Below are 18,208 nucleotides of genomic sequence, written 5' to 3' on the forward strand. Positions count from 1 at the left end.
TAACTATCGTATGTCAATAGGAACGGCAGCGCCGTTGAACGTGGTTACCCGGGCGACTCGGCTCCGCCGGGTCGCACACACAAGTGCGGGTATGACGACAATGGCGCGCGAGGCTGAGGGTGCTTGCATCCGCGACTTAAGGTAGCAATCACTACCTTGTCATGCGAACCTTCGCCTGAATCGTGCAAAGCACCGATCCCGATGTCGCAACACCGTTTTGTGCGCTCGGCTTTTTTTGATAAGACACGGGAATTCCACGCGAAAGCGCACTCCCTTTGGGTTTGACTGACAACCATGGCAAAGACACGAACCATCAAGAAGACGAAACCCGCGCCCGAGCGGGCGACACCGCAGCAGGAGCGCGCGATGCAAACCCGCGACCACCTGTTGGACGTGGCGGGCGAACTGCTGGGCGAGGTCGGCATCGAGAACATTTCCACCAACATGATCTGCGCCCGCGCCGGCATGACGCCGCCGGCGCTTTATCGCTACTTCAAGGACAAGCACGCGGTGCTCGAGACCCTGGGGCAGCGCCTGATGGACCGCCAGAACGAGGCGCTGTTGCGCTGGGTGGAGCGCTATACCCCGGACGGCATCGACACACTCACGACCCATCTCGAGGACCTGATGCGCGAGACCGCGCGCATCACCAAGGCGGAACCAGGCGGCGCCTGGATCGAGCGCGCCCTGCGCGCCTCGCCGAAGCTCGCCCATGTCCGCGTCGCCTCGCACCGCTTTGTCACCGACCGGATCACCGACGCCTTTGCTCCGTTGCTTCCCGGTGTCCCCCGCAAGGCGCTGTGGCGCCGCGTGCGGCTCACCGTGGAATTCGGCTACGCCACCGACGAAATGCTGGACGAAGAAGATCTCATCCCCCGCAACGACATTATTCGCGATGCAGCGCGGATCCTGAACCTGGCCATGCTGGACCTGCAGCGCCGCGACGATTGATCGCCACATCGATCGGTGTCGTTGTCAACACCGTTGGCGTTGATACGCTGCTTCAGAACGGCCGAGGCCTTGAAGACAATGACACGCCGCAGCAGGATATTGGCCTCCTCTCCCGTTTTTGGATTGCGGCCGATCCGCTGGCCTTTCCCGCGCACGATGAAGGAGCCGAACGACGACAACTTCACAGTCTCACCTCTCTCAAGGCAATCGGTGATTTCCTTGAGAACGAGTTCCGCAAACGCAGAGGACCCGTGGCGGGACAAGCTCGCCGCCCGGTAAACCGCGTCGTGCAGATCGACGCGCACACTGTGCTTCTGGTTCCGGTCATGGCTGTTCCAATATGGGCTTATCCAATATGGGTTGATCCAATTCGTCGCTCCGGATTCAAGTGATATCCGTCTTCAGGAAACGGCGCGGCGGCGCGCCGCGATCAGGAACAGGCCGAACAGCACCAGGCTGGCGGTCACCGCGCCGATCGAGAACACCGGCACCGCGCGCGCGTCGTCGCCGACCACGAACATCGACGCGGCCAGCGGGCCGATCGCGGCCCCGAACAGCTGCGCCGCCGGAATCAACAACGCCGTGTTGCGTGACGAATCGGCGTCGACCGTCTGCCCGATCATGAAGGGAATGACGAACATCCAGATGAAGCCGATCACCAGCACGGCGCCCCAGAACTGCGCGAGTGTGGGGCTGATGCCGAGCACGACCGAGGCCGCGAGCCCGAGCAGCGAGCAGACCAGGATGGCCGCGCGATAGCCGATGTGAGCCTGCAGCCAGGTCGCGGCGAGCGCGCCCAGCACTTGCGCAGCAAGACTCGCCGAAACCATGAAGGCGACCGTCTGCGAATCGATGCCGTTCTGCCCGCCCAAGGGCTCCAGAAATGCCCAGATCGCACCGACGAACATGAAGAATGCGAAGATGCTCAGCAGCGCCAGGATGGAGCGCGGCGTCAGCACGCCGTCCATATTGCCTTTTTGCTTGGGAATCTCGCCATATTCGGCGGGCACCAGCCCAGCGAGAACGATCGACGCCAGGCTCACGACCGCGAGCACCAGAAAACCGGTATTGGCCCCGACGGCGCCCGCCTCATGGATGATCCACTTGCCAACCCCGAAGACCAGCAGGCATTGCGCCAGAGTCTGCAGCGCGATGAAGATGCCGCCGATCCGCTCAGCGCGGCGGGACCGGGCAATCAGCTCGATCGACACCGCCACCATGCCGCCCTCGACTACGCCTGCAAGGGTACGGACCAGCAGGATCGCATGGGGCGTCTCCGCAAACGACACCGCTGTGTTGAGCGCCGCCAGCGCGAGGAGCAGGATCGCGGACTTGAGGCGCAGATGGCGGGTCGAGAACAGCATTGCGGCGACCGCGGAGCCGATGCCGATCGCAACGATTTCGGCGGTAACGACCAAGGCGAGCATGTCGAGATCGATGCGGTGCTCGTTGAACAGCGCGCCGAGCAGCACCGGCTGCAGGCCGAGAATGAGCAGACCGACCGACCCGATCCACAACGCCGCGCCAACCTGAACGGCCGTGGGATTGCCGACCAGCCAATCTTGATTCTGCGCCGAAACCGGACTCGCCGCCGCCGAACTCATTGCAGTCATCCAAGTACCCTCCCCAACATCTATGAAAGATTCGAGATCAGTAGCCCGGGTGAGCCAACGGCTCCGCGCAAAGCGCGGCCCGATGACAGGCTCCGCGACACCCAGGATCCAATCGCACCGTCCGACCCCGGATATCGCGCTGCGCGCTCATCCGAGCTACGGCTCATTCGTTCATCCATCCAGGATGTTCGAAGCGAATGCCAAGTCTAACCGCGCAGCGCCGTCGCGATGATGCGCGGCAATTTCGAAAAGCCCGGACGATACTGGAAGCTGGTCATCAGCCGTCCCAGTACATCGGCCTTGCGATTGGTCACGAACCAGGCCGGCCGTGGAAACGCCCGGAACGGCGCCTCGATCACGGTGCGCTCGGCCTTGTCGAACATAAAGCTGTTGTGCACGAACCCGATCCCACTCTGGACGTCGTCGAGCGTATGGCCCGGGAAGGCACCCCACGGCGTCTGGATCAGTGAGGAGCCGAGGCCAGACCAGGCGTTGATGGCGATACCGCCGTAGCGCAGGGTGGCAATGATCTCCTCGAACCGCTTGCGGCCGATCTGGCGCATGGTCTTCGGATGAATCAGGATATTGGCGCCGAGCGTGCCGTGCAGCTTGCTGTTGGCATAGTCAACGGCGGCACGCAGATAATACTCCGCATCGACACCCGCGATCCGCACCACGCTCATCGCCGGCGCGAACACCTCGTTGGTCTCGAGGTAGCTGTCGCTGCCCGGCCGGCAGAAGGTCAAAACGCAGGCCGGTGCGTCGTTGCGCGCAAGCTCGTGCACGCCCTCGCCATGCGCGCGGAACTGCGCCATGCGCTCGGAGGCGCCGGGGTAATACAGCGGCCGTGGCGGCGCGGCCTTCATGGTGGTTTCGATCGCGCTCAACAGCGCGCCGGACTTGTCCCAGCTCTCGGGCAACACCAGCATCTGGCAGGCGATACAGTTGAAACCGGAATTATTCAGCTTTTGCGTCACGATCTGCTCGGCCTGAAACGCGATATCGCTGGCACTCCAGGGGCCCTGCACTACGATGGTCGGACTGACGCCGCCGAGTTCCGAGGTGATGCGCCTGGTATTGCGCGGCGTGCCGTTCTGCCTGTTGGCGGCGCCCTCTTCACCCGGCCCCCAGACGATGGCATCGTGGGAAGCGGCCGCGCCGGTGATGTGGATCTCGTCCACCAGATCGTGATTGCAGAGATAAGCACCGGTGTCGGCACCGCCGCGGACAATGCGCAGCGCACCGAACGCGATCAGGGGCCGCAAGGCGGGTTGCAGGAAGTCGATGAGATAGTCGTTGACCGGATTCAGCTTCAGAATGACCACCTGGTGCTCGACCAATAGCTTATGAAAGCAATCGAGCGGCGACAACATCGCAACATTGCCAGCGCCCAGCACCAGCGCGATCTTGCCGCTCCTCTGCTCGGGCGGTGTCGCATAGGCTGACGCGGTGTTGTCGGCCAAATTAGCCGCAGTGACGCCCGGCTGCATCCAGACATCGGCGGTCACCCCGGCCATCAACAGCTTGTCCCAGATCGAATGCGGCATCACACGTGCGGCGATCTGCCCGTTCGGCAGTTCGCGCACCGGAATGGTTTTCAGGAACTGCTTGCCGTCCATCTGCGACAGCGTTTCGATGAACAGGTTGCAGGCCCCCATCACCGTGTAGGGGCCCGCCAGCCATTCTTCGCCCTCCAGCGGCGATCCGGCCGGAATGCTCTTCTTGCGCGCCGCGGTCTTGGCCCAGGCCTCGGCCACCTCCATCAGATGCTCCTTGATTTCGGCCAGCATCGCAATGCGCTCGCCGATCGACGTGCGCGCCCAGGCGTCCTTGCGCTGATCGAGCTCGGCGAGCGCAGTCTCCAGTTCGTCGAGACGTGGGTTGGTCTTGAGAGCAAGAGCGGTCATATCGCGTGTCTCCGTTCGTCCAACGTGGGTGTGCTCAGGATGGTGGAAGCACCGGCCAGGTATCGACGATCCGTTCACCGGAATAGACGGTGATCGGGCCGAATAGTTGCAGCACGAATTCGCTCTGGGTCGGGCGCAGAAAGGCGAAATCGTCGGGCTTGACGTCCGCGTCGTCCGGAAGGCCGGCGAATTGCTGATTGGTGGAGTGCCAGAATTGCTGGCTCGGCGTCAGCCCGGGCGGATGCACCGGCTTCGCCATCCAGCGTCCGCCGTAAAGGAAACAGCCGCGCCGGGGAAATTTTCCGAGCTTCTGCAGAATCCATGAGCGGTCATCGAAGCCGGGCACCTGCGGATCGACCACTTTGAGGATCGGCGTTGCGATATGCACCGCGGGCTTCAGCCCCGACAGGCTCGGCACGTCGAAATCGGTCGGCAGCACGAACGCCGATCCCATCGACAACTCATTGGCGCCGATGCCGCTGTCATAGAGCAACGCGGTCGAGCTGCCGCCGATATTGAGGATAGTGCGCTGGTGCGGCGCCAGGCAGGCCACGAACTGCCGGATCAGGCTCCTGGCTTTCCCCAGCGCGGCCTTCGGCCCTCCGAACAGGCCGGGCACGTGGCCGATATGGGCCTCATACGCCATGACCCCCTGGCAATGCAGCCGGGGGTATTTTTCCTGCGCCTTCAGCGCGAGCAGCAGCGCATCGGGGTTGCGGTAGCCGCCGCGGTGCAGGCCGACATCGACTTCGAAACAGAAGCGCAGATCGATCCGCAACTCTTCCGCCAGCGCATGATAGGCCGCGAGCCGCTCGTCGGTGTCGATCAGCCAGACGATGCGCGAGCCCGGACCGGCGGGATCGGCCAGCGCCCCCTTGGTCAGCGCATGGCGCGCGGCGCCCACCGGCATCGGCTTGCCGAACAGCAGATCGGCCGACGGAAACTCCGTCGCCACGGCCGCGCTGACCGGCAAGTGAAATGTCATGACCAGGTCGGTAGCGAGCGCCTTGCGGATGTGGGCCAGAAGCGGCAGGCATGGCAACGACTTGTCGACGATGCGGACCTGCAGTCCCGGCGCCAGCCGGGACTTGATCCTCGCGATATTGGCGTTCAGCCGATCAAGATCGAGCACCAGACATGGCTGGTGAATCTCCGCGGCGTGCAACGCCGCCGAAAGCCCCGCGAAATACGAATCCGCGCTCACTGCTCGACGCCGAACAACCGCGCCATGTACGGCGACACAAACCGATTGTCGGGATCCATCTCACGGCGCACCGCCATGGCGTCGTTCCAGCGCGGATAGACGGCGCTCAACTCTTTAGCAGTCAGGTTGTGCATCTTGCCCCAATGCGGCCGCCCGCCGTACTTGCGGAAGATCGGCTCTGCCGCGGCGAAGAACGGCAACGGGTCTTCCGGCGCGCCATGATGGATCGCGATCGAGCAGCTCGGCCGCTTGTAGAACGGACTGAGCCAGATCTCGTCAGGCGCCACCACCCGCACCTCGATCGGGAAATACACTTCCGGAAACCGGGTCTCGAGCAGAGCGATGATCTCGCGCAGCGCTCTGGGTCCCTCCTCGATCGGGAGATGGTATTCCATCTCGTTGAACTTCACATTGCGCTCGCTGGCGTAGACCTTCAGCCAAGCCTCGACATAATCCTCCGGCGGCAGCTTGCCGATCGCCGAGCCGATCAGGCTCTTGCGCAACCACGGCATGCGCTTGAGATAGTTGCGCAGGGTTCGCAGCGTCTTGACCGCCTCGTTGTCCGTGTCCTGTGGACGGGCTGTCACCGGGGCGTCAGTGATCTCGCTGGTCAGCATGATGGCCTGACCCGAGAACGGGATATAGAAGAATTCGACCGATCGCTGCGCCGTCATGATGCTGTGAAAGCGATCCAGCACCCCCGCCACCGGCTCGGCCCAGCGGCGACGGCGCAGGCGATAACTCGCGACATTGCGGATGGTCACTTGCGTGACCGCACCGAAGGCGCCGAGCGAGGCACCCACGGCATTGATCGCGTCGGGATTCGTGGTGCGATTGAACTCGCGCACCGCGCCGCGACCGTCGGTAATCTGAATAGCTTCGAGCAACGTCGGATAAGCGCCGAGCGTCGCACCCGAACCGTGAGTCGAGGTGGCGAGCGCGCCGCCGAACGCCTGGGTATCGATATCGCCCATGTTCGGCAGTGCCTGGCCAATGTCATTCAGCAGCTTGGTCATCGGCCCGATCTTGGTACCGGCACCAACAGTCGCCTGCAGTTTCTGCGGATCGTGCGCGATCAATCCCTGGAAGTTGTCGAGCGACACGATCGTGCCCTCGCTCTGCACCAGACGCGTGAAGGAATGCCCCGTGCCGACCATCCTGATGGGGCCCGGCGCGGTCCTGATGATGGCCGAGAGATCATCCTGATTGTCCGGCCTGACCATGCTTCGCGGCTGGGCCGTAACAAAGCCCGACCAGTTCGACCATTGGTGTTTCACGATCTGCAACATGTCTTCCCGCCAAGGGTGGCCACCGAAACGGGGCACTCCCCTCGGGGGCATCCGAGGAGGAGCACGGCCGCTTGCCGGCTCGCCAAATATGATAGCGATCATTATCTTTTTGAATTTCCCGAGTCAAGGCCGGACCTCGGCGGTCGCCCGGCCCTATCGCAGCCACGGCCACAGAGGCACGTGCCCGAACCCGTCACACGGAACGCGTCGCATGGCCGGCAACATGGCCAACGATCCGGTGACGCTGCCCGCTTACATGGCGCTGGCGAAGCAGTTGATAGCGGAAGATTGACCCCCGCGCCGATGCAGATCACGTGGCGCCTTCACACCACATGTGTCGTGCCTGCGTGCGTTGCGGCAGTATCTGCTGCTGACGAAAAACGGCGCGGCATCCGGACTTGCCAGCATGCGCCGAATGATCGTCCGCCATCATTCCACGTCGTCGTGGCCGCCGAAACGACAAAAGGGCTGCGGTTCGCACCGCAGCCCTAAAAGCAGATCCAAACACGATGGGATCGAAAACTTACTGGCAGATGTAGCGTCGGCCCTTCACCAGATAGGTGTTCGACGCCGGATCATAGGAGCGGTAGCGTTGGGCACACGAGGCCTGGTGCTGCTGCTGGGCGGCGGCCTCCTGCTGCGCGGCGGCGCTGGCTGCACCCGCGGCAATCACGCCGCCGACGATGCCACCGACAAGACCGCCAACTCCGACGCCGTCGTCATTGCAGTAGCCGTGACGGCACCAGACCTTTTCCGTCAAGGCCGGAACACTTACTGCGAGACCCGCGCCGGTCTGCAAGGGAGCTGAGATCGCGGATGCCGAAAACATCGCAGTACCGACGATGGCCATTGAAACAATCTTCAAAAAACGCATTGCGTCTCCTATTCGATTCCAACGGGCACAGGTCCTCACCTGCTCCCGATTCGTTTTTGACAATGATTGTGGGCGCGCATGGCCTCGGCCCAATATGAACGCTATTCGAACATGTCCGCCGGTTCAATGACGTGCGGTGCACGGAACCGTTGAAAACGCCGGAACTGTGTCATTTCGAGAACGCGAATTTCGCAAGGCGAAATGCGGGGACGCTGATCGCGCCGACATTCTGACAGGCCTGCACGTCACCAGCGGCGAAACAGCATCTCCTGATGCCGAGGAGCGTATCAGCGCGGCTCGGCACAGCGGAACTAACGCGGATCCGGACCGACGCGCTCGACCACGATCTCGGTATTATCCGCCCCGCCGGTGAAGACCGAATGGCGCGTCGTTGTGATGAACCACAGCCGGCCGTCGATCCTGATCTCCGCCTGCAGGGCGTAACTGTGGCCGCGGCGAATGCGGGTATCGTCGAAACGAAGCCTATACGGAAGCGGCACCTGCCCCCGCGGCCTGATCACCGTTCGCGCCAGCACCTTTGAGGGTGCGTCCGCCAACGACACGTCGAGCAGGCTCACCTGCAGACGCGCCGACGGCGGCAGCGCGATCCGCTCGCGATAGACCACGGTGCCGCTCAGGGTTTTGGGCGCCGCCAGCGCGGGCAGCACATGACAGGCTGCGATGAGACCCAGGATCAAGGCCGCCCGGCGCGAAAATCCGATCATCACGGCGTCCTTCCTGCGCGCAGTTTCGACCGCTGCACGAGCCTGCAACACGACCACGACATTAGCACAGGACCGCACCGTTACCGCAGAAACCTGATCCAACCCGGCAGGCAAGAGGGCTCCGAGGAAGATTACAAATCGACCATCACGGTCATTGCAGTTCAGCGATGAAGCGCGCTCGGTATTCAGTTGGACTGATGCCGATCTGCCTGCGAAAGTGGTGTCGCAGTGTATGAGCACTCCCAAAGCCGACTGCGCCAGCGACGTCATCCATGCTCAGCTTTTCCTGACACAGCAGTTGCTTCGCCCATGCGACGCGTTCTTCGATGAGCCAATCGCCGGGCGACGTGCCTGTTGCTTCGGTAAACCGGCGCAGAAAAGTACGGACGCTCATCCGACACTCCGCCGCCATCTCATCCACGGTCCAGCGTGTCCGCAAACTGGCGCGAAGCTTGTCAAGAAGCGGTGCAATCTCGGAGCCCTTGCGTTGAGGTACCGGCCGCTCCAGAAACTGGGCCTGACCGCCGGTGCGGTGAGCGGACATGACAAGACGCCGGGCGACCGAATTTGCGGCGGCTGCGCCGAAATCCTGCCGGACGATCTCGATCATCAGGTCGATCCCCGCGGCGCTGCCAGCCGACGTGAAAACACGACCATGCTGGCGATAGAGCGATGCATCATCGACTTCGACATCGGGATGGCGACGCCGAAGCTGATCCGCATAACGCCAATGCGTTGTCGCGGTGCCCCCGTCCAGCAGGCCAGTTGCCGCCAGCACAAAAGCTCCCGAACAGATCGACGCCAGGTGCGCGCCTCTCGCATGGGCATTGCGAAGCCTCCGACAAAGCGGTTCGGGCACCGGAGCATCGGCACCGCGCCAGCCGGGGACAATGATGAGGTCGGCCTGCTCGATCAAAGCAGGCGCCCCGTCCGCCACCAGTGTGAAGCCGCCGTGGGCGCGCATGGGGCCTTGATCGACCGGGCAACTGGCGAACCGGTACCAATTCGATCCCATCTCCGGCCGCGCCAGGCCAAATATCTCGGCAACAACCCCGAATTCGAACGTGCACAAGCCGTCATACAACAGCGCAACAACAAGGGGGCCCGATGGGATTGGCATGATCTTTACGTATATTGGCATTTACGCCAATTGCAAGCACGGGCCGGAAGCCTGACAAAGACCCGACAACGAAAGGAGACCTGTCATGCCGACGTCCGTCACCGCCGTCAGGCCAGCGGCCAGCGATCGTGCCCTTGCGCATTTTGGCGCGGAGTTCGAGTTTGAGACAGACTGCTGGGACGTTCATGACTCGATGAACAAAGGTGCGGACTTCGTGCTGCTCGATGTTCGCAGTTCGGCCATGTTCGCCAGGGGTCATGTCCCCGGTGCGATCAATCTGCCGCACGGCAAGATCGTCAGTTCCCGGATGGAGCAGTGGGGCGCAGACACCATCTTCGTCACATACTGCGCCGGGCCGCATTGCAACGGAGCCGCGCGTGGCGCATTGCGCCTTGCCGAGCTCGGAAGGCCGGTCAAAATCATGAGCGGCGGCATCACCGGCTGGCTTGACGAAGGGTTCGCGTTGGCGGCGGGATCGTGATCATCCGCAACGCCGTGCGCTCTGCGAAGACTTCGGCAAGCCAACGGATTTGCCATCGACGGCCTTCAGCAGGTCGACCCAACTCATGCCGCCGGCGCCGGCCGGCGGATCGGGCTCCGGCGCGAGCCAGTCTCGCCCCTTCGGCATCGCGTTGGCGAGCTTCCAGCGCCGCACCTTGATGCGCAGCCGCGCCCGCGCCACGTTGTTCCGATCGAACACCCGCACATCTTCGCCATTGGCCTTGCGCCGCAGGCGCCAGTCGCCGCGGCTGTCGTCGGCGATATCGAGCATCTCGTCCATCACCTTGAAATAGCCGACCAAACGCGCACGCCTGACACGCGCACCGAACCCGCCGCGGTTTCGCCGCACCCAGCGGCACACGGTCTTCAGGTTCGGCATGCCGGCGTCGCGACAAATCTCGGAAAGCGATTGGCCCTCGCTGAGGCGCACGCAGATCGCCTCGGCAATATCGGGCGCATGACATGTCGGCCGCCCTCGCCTGCGCAGCCGTCGCGTACGATCTCCGAAGCCATCGCGGTTGCTGCGCGCCCAACCTCTCACGGTGTTGTAGGCGGGCATGCCGGGGGTGTGACAGATGGTGCGCAGCGGCCGGCCACGGTCGAGCTCCACGCAGATCCGGTCGGCGATCTCGCGACTGTAACCAAGACGTCCTTTCATGGCGGAAACTCCTTTGCGCCGACGGCCCGCCCGATCGCAATCAACATCAAACAGTCCCAACAAAAAACGCCCCGGCGGCGAAAGCCGTGGGGCGCGCGATGGTCGCGACCATCTCTCTATCGAGAAACGTCTGGTGCGATTGTGTCGAGTTTCGGCGATTCACCGTTACGAGGCAAGCTGCGGCGAGCGAAAGGTGTGGCCAACAAGCCGAAAAAATACGTATCTGACCGCTTCACAGGGATCCCCAAGCCGTGGCACGGCAAACGTCATCTCCGTCGTTGCCTGTTTCGACGGACCACGATGTCGCCGGCGACCCGCTGACCGCAACTGCTGCATTGCCACGTCGATTCTCACCGGAAAGGCTCCGACGAGTTTGCCTCCCCTGGCAGTGCATGGACTGGCGGGGCGACATGGCGGCCGGCGACACGTATGCCCAAATTACCGACGACGACGCCGTTTTGCCCGCGACCAAACTTCCGGATCACAAGGCCAAGCACCCAAACCAGAAACCCGAAGGACATGAGGATCAGTCCGCCGACAAGGAGGGAGGTTCCAAACGGCGTTTCCAGGACCAGGATGCCGAACAAGACGGTGGCTGCGCCACCGCCGGCCATTGCCAATCCAACCCAAAGCAGCAGCATGCATCCTTGCCTTTCCGCTACCGAAGCGACACGCGGTGACAACTGCCGGCACCGAATTTCCCATGCCGCCATTCCTCTTGCTCATCCGCTTCAGTTCATGGTCGGATCTGAATAGATTTCGCGAGCGCGCTTTGTCAGCGTCGCAAGGCGCATGGTCGGGCTGACCTTCAGCAGACCTGCGCGCACGAGCGAGAAAACGACCTGCCGTGAGTGAAACGGTCCCCACTTGCTCGTGGCATATCCGCGCGGATAGTGTCGCAGACGTCCGACGAACGCCGAATCCAGCGCCGCTTTCTGCCTCGCGGTCACGGAACGGCCTTTAGGGCTATTTGTCGCGTCGCCCAAATCGCCTGGCTGCTGACGCAGCGCTTCCAGAAGTGCGACCTTCATCCGCCACCTCATCGAAGGATCGTGAACACTTGTGCCGTGCCGGCGTCTGCTGGCGCGCCGATCAGCATTGCGCGTGGGAGCATGCCCGTGCGACGTCAGGCGGGGACATCGCTCTGGTCGCCGCCCAACCGAACAGCCCTATTTCTTGATGCAATGGCCCTGCTACTCGCATACCTATCCCCTATGCTTGGCCCTGCCCCATCCTCTCAGAGACCGTATTTCGTGCGGCGGAGACATCTGACGAAAGTCACAATCGAACATGACGAAAGTCATATTTGTTTGCGGTCCGTCCAGGCGTACGCCAAACTGATGAGGCTCGTTTCGAGCTGGTTGAGAGACGGATGATCGACCTCGACGCTGAGTTGCTTCCGGCTGCAGAAGCCAACGTCATAGGGCTTGCCGTCGTTGGAGCCGACAGAACGACGCGGCGCAAGATCGGAGGCCTGGTCGAATGGCTGCCTGCGATCGGCGTGGACTGCTGCCAGTGCATGCTGCTTGCGGGGATGGAATCCGAATTGGCTGCGCTGGCCGAAGGACAGCGGGAGGTCATCGCCCTGTCGAGTGTCCGAGGCGCGTCACTCGGGCTGGATCATCCCGTCACGGCGGTCGTCCTCTGGAACAGGGAGCAGTCGCACTATCTTGTGATTGCGATGCCCGATTTTGCCGCGCGCCAAGTCGAAGTGCTGCTCGGAAGCGAACGCCGCGCGCGGCGCCTGATGGAGCAACAGCTCGAGGCGGCAAGTTCGGAGGTGCGTTTTGCCTCGCTTGCACGGACGCGGCTGCGCCTGGCGCGCGACCTTCACGACACGCTGGTGCATTCGATCATGGCGCTTTTGACCCAGATTCGGCTGATGCGACACTTCCTATCGACCGATCCCGCGCGCGTCTCCGATGGTCTTGCGACAGCCGAAGAAGCCGCAATCAGCGGCCTGGCGCGCGCACGCGATGCCATTGCCCGCCTGCGGATGCCCGATGAGCCCGAACTTTCTCCGGACGTCGAAGGCATGCTATCCGATTTTGCGACACGCACCGGCGCCGAGGTGTCGGTGGACATCAGTGATGAAGCGCGCAGCGGGCTGCACACCTACGGCATGACGATCCAGCGCATTCTCGGCGAGGCGCTGCGCAATGTCGAGGCTCATGCGAAAGCGCGGCGGGTCCGGTTTCGCGCGGTCGAGGAGCAGGCCAGCAGCGGCAGAAGAATGATTGTCGAGATCCGGGACGATGGATGCGGCTTTGACCGGGCGATTCCCAAGCCAGGGCACTTCGGATTGATAGGAATGGCCGAATTTGCTGAACTCGCCGGCGGCGACTGCGCGGTGGAGAGCGCGCGCGGGAAAGGAACACTGGTTCGGATATCGCTACCCGTGACTGCGCCGCCCGGGACACTGTCTTCAGGTACGCTGACATATTGAGCAATCGGACGCCGGGAGTGGAGCGCGAAGGGCAACGATAAGGATGATGGGGCGGCTCGTGGACAAAATCGAAAAGGTGCGGGTGCTGATCGCCGAAGATCAGACCCTGATCAGGGAAGGCCTTGCCACCCTCCTCGCACAACAGAACGACGACTTTGAAATTCTCCCGGGCGCAGCCGACGGCGAGCAGGCGATCGAATTTGCGCGTCGATATCGGCCCGACGTCATCCTGATGGATCTGCAAATGCCACGCGTCGACGGCATCACGGCGACCCAACGGATTCTCCGCGAGTTCCCGCAGACCCATATCGTCGTCCTGACCACGTTCGAGACGAATGACTTGATCTTCGAGGCCGTCAGCGCAGGCGCGAAGGCGTATCTGCTGAAGGACGCCAGGATCGATGAGATCGCAACGACGATCCGCGCGGTGACGAACGGCCAATCGGGGCTTTCGCCCGGCGTGGCCGCGCGCATCCTCGACGAGTTCAAGCGGTTGCGCCGCCCGCATCCGGCGGCAAAACCGCGCCTTCACGAGGGCCTGACGGCCCGCGAGAATGAAATTCTCAGGCTGATTGTCGAGGGCAAGAGCAATACCGAGATCGGCGAGCAGCTGCATTTGGCTGAAGGGACGGTCAAGAACTATGTCAGCACGATCCTGACCAAATGCGAGGCGAAGAACCGGACGGAACTGGCAATAAAGGTAATTACTCACTAATATGAACGCGTTGGGAACGTGGATTTTTCGAAATCGGGTCCACCGCGGATTCACCTTTGTCCCGACCGATAAAACCTCTATGTTTGCAATGAATTAATTCAGACTGGTGCTGGATCGCGATCGTCTTGGATGACGGCAGGTCGGGATAGCGACAGTTTGGTAGCGTCGGAGAACTGAGGAACGGCCATGAAGGGTATCGAGCAGAGACACAGCACAAAGGACACTGCGAGGGACGTCGCGAGGGACGTTGCGAGCTCGGCCGCTCCAGGCAACGGATCCGAAGCGACCACGCATCGCGAGGCGACGATCGATCAGGTTCGCGATCTCCTGTTTGGCGGAGCGCAGCGGTCGATCGAAGGCAATCTGGCCGGCCTGCGGGAGGAGATGCAGGCGTCCCTCAGTCGGCTGCAAGCGGACTTTGCGAAGGAACTGGCCGCGCTTCAAGCGAAGGTAACCGAGCTCGAGCGGGACACGGAGCAAAAACGGCTCGCTTCGCATCGGGACATCGGCGCCGCAATTTCAGAGCTTGGCGCAACCATCAGCGGACTGGGATCCGGCCACGCGGGAAGATAGCATGGGCGCTGCTGTCGGCCAGAACCGCGAGATCGAGCAACTCAAGACATTGCTGTTTCAACCGGAAGCGGCGCGTCTGCAGACGCTGGAAACCGATCTCGCTTCGCTTCAGCAGTATGTGGGCAACGCCGACCGCCTCGAGACGGCAACGGCAAGCATATTGATCGCCGCGCTGGAGCAAGCGGAAGTCAACCGGCCACGCGAACTCGCCAATGCCATCGCCCCTTCCGTGGTTTCGGCGATCAGGAGCGAGATCAGGAATTCGCGCGATCTGATGGTCGATGCCCTCTACCCGATCATCGGGCGGCTGGTCAGCGCCGCGGTGGCCAATACCTTCAAGGAACTCGTTGCGTTTCTGGAACAGCGCGTCAACGCCCTGACGTCCGCGGAGCTGTGGATCGGCCGCATCAAGTCGCTGGTCACCGGCCGCCCGATCAGCGAGTTCGTCCTGGCCAACGGCAACCCGCCGCGGGTCAACCGGCTGCTGATCGTCGAGCGCGGCAGCGGGCGCCTGATCGCCGACTGGAAGCGCGAGGAGACCGCCGACGAGCGTGCCGACCTGCTCAGCGCAATGGTCGCGGCAATTCTGGAATTTTCCGTTCAGGCGCTCGCCGGAGAAGGCACGCTGCGAACGCTCGACTTCGGCGGAAGGCAAATCGTGCTTCGCGAATCGCCGCGGTTCATCCTCGCGGCGGAATGCATCGGATCGCTTCGCGCCGCCGACGACGCCCGGATCAATTCACTTTTCTTCGATACGATCGAGCGACTGGACCGCGGCACGAGCTGCGATGCCGCGATGCTCGCCGCGCTGGCGGCGTCCATCGAAACCGCTCCCCTCCCGCACAAGACGACGAGCCGGCGAGGAAGAATCATTCTGTTCAGCCTGCTCGCTCTCGGCGCTGTCGCGCTGGCCTGGCTGGCCGGACTGTTCGTGACCCGGACCATGCTGGAGCGGCGGACGGATGCGGCGCTGCAGCAGCTTGTCGGGAAGCAGCCGCTGCTGGCGTCGTTTCCGCTACGGCTGGACTTCGATCATCGCAATCGAAGCCTCTCGGTCTCCGGCATCGAGCCCAGCCAGGTGGAGATCGCTCCGGTGATCGGCGCGCTGACTGAGGCGGCGGCGCCGTACCGGATCATCGATCGGATCGGCATCGTGCCCGGACTGGACCAGTCGACAGCACTGCATGCCGGTGTCGCGGCCCTGCAGCAGTCTGTTGCCCGCGCGCAAGCCAGCATCGATGAGACGCGCGGCGCGACGGCCGAGGACTCGAAACGCCGAAACCAGCAATACGCCGGGCTGAGCCAGCAATATGTCGAGCTGAGCGAGCAATATGCCAGACTGAGCGAGCAATTCGCCCGATTGCAGTCCGCCGTCGACGGTCCTGCCCAACGGCTCGACCGCTTCATGGCCACGACGGCGATCTTTTTCGGCAATGGTGACGAATTTCTCGATAACGGACAGGCCGAGCAGCAGATCCGGGAGCTGGCAGGGCTGCTCGCGACCAACGATCTGAGAGTTCGAATCGTCGGCCATGCGGACGAGAGCGGATCGGAATCCGGCAACAAGATCCTTGCCCGCAAGAGAACGGAACAGGTGGCGCGGAGACTGACGGCTCTCGGGATCGAGCCGTCGCGGCTGTTTCCCGTTTCGCGCTCGGCATCGATGCCGCTCACCGAGAAGACTGGCGCGATTGGTGGAAACCGCCGGGTGACTTTCGAAAACGTGTTTCAAGCGGAAGTGCCGCGCTGATGCTTACCGCCAAGGTCATGCTGCTCGGCGACATGGGTGTCGGCAAGACATCGATCATGTACCGCCTCGTGTACAATCGTTTCGAGGGGCAATACAAGACAACGTTGGGCGTCGAACTTCTCAGCTATGACGTCTCTCCCGCATCAGCGGACGGCGAGCCGATGCGCCTTGTACTGTGGGATACGGACGGCGATTTTGGAACGCAGATCTTCGACACCGTCTACGTGACCGGCGCCTCGGCCGCGATCGTCGTCTCGGATGTCACGCGGCCGCAAACGGTCACGCGCATGATCGAATTGATTCACGGCTTCGAGACACGATTTCCGGGACGGCCCTACAGGGCTCTGGTCAACAAGATCGATCTTCCGGAGGCTGCAGGAAGCACCGCGCGCATCGGGGAGCTCCCGCGATCGAACGTCAAGTTCGTGAGCGCGAAGACCAGTAGCGGGATTGCGGAGAGCTTTGCGGAGCTCGCGGAAACCATTCGCCGTCGACGGCTCTAGTACCCACTTTTGATCAAACGTGATTCAGAATCGGTGGGCACGTACAGTGTTTGCTCGTGTCACTTGGCTATGATTCCGGGTACTAGATTCTTGTTTGACGCGTTTTCTCCGCACAAACGCTTCGCGTTTGTCGCGGGGGAACCGGTATCCACGTCGCTCGAAAACGCTCTAATCCGCAAATATCCCGGCCCAACAAAGAACCAGAAAGACGCATAGCGCCCAGGAGTCGATGCCGAGCTGAAGATAGGCAAGGAATTGCAGGCAGCACAGGCACCAAACCAGAATCCCCCTCGGCATTGCAAACCCACTCACATAAGACCTGCACGTTCAGTCACAGATCATCGGGCAGCCATTTTCCGGCTGAAACTTCGGACAGGCTCACCATCGGGACGAGGACGCCATGTTGATCAGCCGCCCCGGCGCGCGGGGGGCGGTGGATGCCGGGGCGGCTGACTCCACCGCTCTGGGGAGGGCGGCGAAAACGTCTCAGCATGGACCGATGCCGCAAGCTTTCCGGCCTCGATGCTGGTGGACGTGTTGCTGGGGATGACATGAGCGAATTCTGAATCTATGCCGTGACGTGCGGAAGCCCGTCCTGCTGATCAGCTTCCTTCACCCAATGTAGATCACATCGCTCGGGCTTCCCGGAAGTGACGAAAGTCATCTTCCGCTCTCATGGCAACAGGCCCATCGTCGGACACGGCGTCGCACCTTGAGCAAGATCGCCGGACCTTCAGCGCCCGCAAGCAGGCCGGCCCTCCTCCGGCGCCTGCAAGGCACGGGTGACGACGAAACGTTCGATGTCGAGGGACATGCACTGCAATGAAGGGTCACGTCGCTGATATCGCCGTTGGCATCATGATCGGCACGGTCTTCGGCGCCATCCTCACCCTCGCGCTGAATGCTGTTGTCGCCGCGTTCATCCACCTGTTCGTGGGTCGCTCGCTCAACACGCTCAAGCACGAGGCGCCCCCGGCTGCGGCGGAACCGCCGAAGCCGACCAGGCGGCAGGAACTGCTCCATCGCGCGATCACGCCCATCGCGGCAGTTCTGGCGGCCGCCATTTGGACAATGGGCCTCCATGGGACCACCGCGCGAGCGGACAATCCTGCCGACGAGCGCCGGCCACAGGACGCACCTGTGCAGCGAACCGTTCTCCCTGCGCCGGCGAGGGTCATCCTGCCGGCACCGTGGGAGCCGGCCACGCCCACCCGTCCCGCGACCGCGCCAGTGGAGTCCGCGGGTTCAAGAAAATAGCGCTGCTCCCCGGCTCGATTCCATTTCGGCTTTCCGATCGCTCGGTGTTTCCCGGCCCGGCCCGCGGCGGCGTCGAAAGTGACCAAAGTCATCTTCAACCCGCATGGCGGCCAGCCTATTGT

Annotated in this window: 18 protein-coding genes and 1 pseudogene; 9 read left to right on the plus strand and 10 right to left on the minus strand. The window is 62.7% G+C overall.

Annotated features, from left to right (window positions below):
• Positions 1-294: 294 nt before the first annotated feature.
• Positions 295-951 (plus strand): TetR/AcrR family transcriptional regulator, encoded by a 657-nt coding sequence (locus RS897_RS40405; protein ID WP_315834236.1) that lies wholly within the window; start codon positions 295-297, stop codon positions 949-951.
• Between the two features lie 29 nt (positions 952-980).
• Here RS897_RS40405 and RS897_RS40410 read toward each other — a convergent pair.
• The 8 genes and pseudogenes from RS897_RS40410 to ftrA form a co-directional block, all read right to left on the minus strand.
• Positions 981-1,279: pseudogene (locus RS897_RS40410) on the minus strand (integration host factor subunit alpha); the annotation flags it as partial.
• Positions 1,280-1,352: 73 nt separating this feature from the next.
• Complete coding sequence (locus tag RS897_RS40415) at positions 1,353-2,564, minus strand: MFS transporter (RefSeq protein ID WP_315834237.1); 1,212 nt, start codon at positions 2,562-2,564, stop codon at positions 1,353-1,355.
• 206 nt (positions 2,565-2,770) lie between these two features.
• Positions 2,771-4,471 carry an aldehyde dehydrogenase family protein gene (locus tag RS897_RS40420; protein ID WP_315834238.1) on the minus strand — a complete coding sequence of 567 codons (1,701 nt, stop codon included), beginning with the start codon at positions 4,469-4,471 and terminating at the stop codon, positions 2,771-2,773.
• A 34-nt stretch (positions 4,472-4,505) separates the two neighbouring features.
• Positions 4,506-5,675 carry an alanine racemase gene (locus RS897_RS40425; RefSeq protein WP_315834239.1) on the minus strand — a complete coding sequence of 390 codons (1,170 nt, stop codon included), beginning with the start codon at positions 5,673-5,675 and terminating at the stop codon, positions 4,506-4,508.
• Positions 5,672-6,964, minus strand: a complete 1,293-nt coding sequence (locus RS897_RS40430; RefSeq protein WP_315834240.1) for a D-arabinono-1,4-lactone oxidase — start codon at positions 6,962-6,964, stop codon at positions 5,672-5,674. Before RS897_RS40430 ends, RS897_RS40425 begins: the two co-directional genes overlap by 4 nt.
• A gap of 523 nt (positions 6,965-7,487) precedes the next feature.
• On the minus strand, positions 7,488-7,838 hold the full coding sequence (locus RS897_RS40435; RefSeq protein ID WP_315834241.1) for a BA14K family protein: 351 nt from the start codon (positions 7,836-7,838) through the stop codon (positions 7,488-7,490).
• A 311-nt stretch (positions 7,839-8,149) separates the two neighbouring features.
• A complete protein-coding gene (locus tag RS897_RS40440; RefSeq protein WP_315834242.1) occupies positions 8,150-8,563 on the minus strand; it encodes a YbaY family lipoprotein in 414 nt (137 codons plus the stop codon).
• A gap of 151 nt (positions 8,564-8,714) precedes the next feature.
• Positions 8,715-9,683: a transcriptional regulator FtrA gene (gene ftrA / locus RS897_RS40445; protein ID WP_315834243.1), complete on the minus strand. Its 969-nt coding sequence runs from the start codon at positions 9,681-9,683 to the stop codon at positions 8,715-8,717.
• Positions 9,684-9,768: 85 nt separating this feature from the next.
• Here ftrA and RS897_RS40450 point away from each other — a divergent pair, with 85 nt between their 5' ends.
• Positions 9,769-10,164 (plus strand): rhodanese-like domain-containing protein, encoded by a 396-nt coding sequence (locus tag RS897_RS40450; protein WP_315834244.1) that lies wholly within the window; start codon positions 9,769-9,771, stop codon positions 10,162-10,164.
• Here RS897_RS40450 and RS897_RS40455 read toward each other — a convergent pair whose 3' ends face one another.
• On the minus strand, positions 10,165-10,842 hold the full coding sequence (locus tag RS897_RS40455; RefSeq protein WP_315834245.1) for a terminase small subunit-like protein: 678 nt from the start codon (positions 10,840-10,842) through the stop codon (positions 10,165-10,167).
• A 410-nt stretch (positions 10,843-11,252) separates the two neighbouring features.
• Here RS897_RS40455 and RS897_RS40460 point away from each other — a divergent pair, with 410 nt between their 5' ends.
• Positions 11,253-11,522 carry a hypothetical protein gene (locus tag RS897_RS40460; protein ID WP_315834246.1) on the plus strand — a complete coding sequence of 90 codons (270 nt, stop codon included), beginning with the start codon at positions 11,253-11,255 and terminating at the stop codon, positions 11,520-11,522.
• Positions 11,523-11,573: 51 nt separating this feature from the next.
• Here RS897_RS40460 and RS897_RS40465 read toward each other — a convergent pair whose 3' ends face one another.
• A complete protein-coding gene (locus RS897_RS40465) occupies positions 11,574-11,873 on the minus strand; it encodes a hypothetical protein (protein WP_315834247.1) in 300 nt (99 codons plus the stop codon).
• Between the two features lie 341 nt (positions 11,874-12,214).
• On the opposite strand from RS897_RS40465, the gene RS897_RS40470 reads away from it, so the two are divergent.
• The 6 genes from RS897_RS40470 to RS897_RS40495 all read left to right on the plus strand — a co-directional run bounded on the left by RS897_RS40470 (position 12,215) and on the right by RS897_RS40495 (position 18,086).
• Positions 12,215-13,288: a sensor histidine kinase gene (locus tag RS897_RS40470; RefSeq protein ID WP_315834248.1), complete on the plus strand. Its 1,074-nt coding sequence runs from the start codon at positions 12,215-12,217 to the stop codon at positions 13,286-13,288.
• Positions 13,289-13,346: 58 nt separating this feature from the next.
• A complete protein-coding gene (locus RS897_RS40475) occupies positions 13,347-14,003 on the plus strand; it encodes a response regulator transcription factor (protein WP_315834249.1) in 657 nt (218 codons plus the stop codon).
• 186 nt (positions 14,004-14,189) lie between these two features.
• Entirely contained in the window at positions 14,190-14,576 is a 387-nt protein-coding gene (locus RS897_RS40480) for a hypothetical protein (RefSeq protein ID WP_315834250.1), read from the plus strand.
• A 1-nt stretch (position 14,577) separates the two neighbouring features.
• Positions 14,578-16,326, plus strand: a complete 1,749-nt coding sequence (locus RS897_RS40485) for an OmpA family protein (protein WP_315834251.1) — start codon at positions 14,578-14,580, stop codon at positions 16,324-16,326.
• A complete protein-coding gene (locus RS897_RS40490; protein WP_315834252.1) occupies positions 16,326-16,829 on the plus strand; it encodes a P-loop NTPase family protein in 504 nt (167 codons plus the stop codon). Before RS897_RS40485 ends, RS897_RS40490 begins: the two co-directional genes overlap by 1 nt.
• An 822-nt stretch (positions 16,830-17,651) precedes the next feature.
• Complete coding sequence (locus tag RS897_RS40495; protein WP_315834253.1) at positions 17,652-18,086, plus strand: MscL family protein; 435 nt, start codon at positions 17,652-17,654, stop codon at positions 18,084-18,086.
• The last annotated feature ends 122 nt before the right edge of the window (positions 18,087-18,208 follow it).

The organism is Bradyrhizobium prioriisuperbiae (assembly GCF_032397745.1).
Classification (GTDB): Bacteria; Pseudomonadota; Alphaproteobacteria; order Rhizobiales; family Xanthobacteraceae; genus Bradyrhizobium_A; species Bradyrhizobium_A prioriisuperbiae.

Coding starts and splice junctions, on each gene's coding strand:
- RS897_RS40450 (WP_315834244.1), top strand. CDS start 9,769: ATGCCGACGTCCGTCACCGCCGTCAGGCCAGCGGCCAGCGATCGTGCC.
- RS897_RS40430 (WP_315834240.1), bottom strand. CDS start 6,964: ATGTTGCAGATCGTGAAACACCAATGGTCGAACTGGTCGGGCTTTGTT.
- RS897_RS40405 (WP_315834236.1), top strand. CDS start 295: ATGGCAAAGACACGAACCATCAAGAAGACGAAACCCGCGCCCGAGCGG.
- ftrA (WP_315834243.1), bottom strand. CDS start 9,683: ATGCCAATCCCATCGGGCCCCCTTGTTGTTGCGCTGTTGTATGACGGC.
- RS897_RS40465 (WP_315834247.1), bottom strand. CDS start 11,873: ATGAAGGTCGCACTTCTGGAAGCGCTGCGTCAGCAGCCAGGCGATTTG.
- RS897_RS40480 (WP_315834250.1), top strand. CDS start 14,190: ATGAAGGGTATCGAGCAGAGACACAGCACAAAGGACACTGCGAGGGAC.
- RS897_RS40485 (WP_315834251.1), top strand. CDS start 14,578: ATGGGCGCTGCTGTCGGCCAGAACCGCGAGATCGAGCAACTCAAGACA.
- RS897_RS40455 (WP_315834245.1), bottom strand. CDS start 10,842: ATGAAAGGACGTCTTGGTTACAGTCGCGAGATCGCCGACCGGATCTGC.
- RS897_RS40415 (WP_315834237.1), bottom strand. CDS start 2,564: ATGACTGCAATGAGTTCGGCGGCGGCGAGTCCGGTTTCGGCGCAGAAT.
- RS897_RS40490 (WP_315834252.1), top strand. CDS start 16,326: ATGCTTACCGCCAAGGTCATGCTGCTCGGCGACATGGGTGTCGGCAAG.
- RS897_RS40470 (WP_315834248.1), top strand. CDS start 12,215: ATGATCGACCTCGACGCTGAGTTGCTTCCGGCTGCAGAAGCCAACGTC.
- RS897_RS40435 (WP_315834241.1), bottom strand. CDS start 7,838: ATGCGTTTTTTGAAGATTGTTTCAATGGCCATCGTCGGTACTGCGATG.
- RS897_RS40420 (WP_315834238.1), bottom strand. CDS start 4,471: ATGACCGCTCTTGCTCTCAAGACCAACCCACGTCTCGACGAACTGGAG.
- RS897_RS40460 (WP_315834246.1), top strand. CDS start 11,253: ATGGCGGCCGGCGACACGTATGCCCAAATTACCGACGACGACGCCGTT.
- RS897_RS40495 (WP_315834253.1), top strand. CDS start 17,652: ATGAAGGGTCACGTCGCTGATATCGCCGTTGGCATCATGATCGGCACG.
- RS897_RS40440 (WP_315834242.1), bottom strand. CDS start 8,563: ATGATCGGATTTTCGCGCCGGGCGGCCTTGATCCTGGGTCTCATCGCA.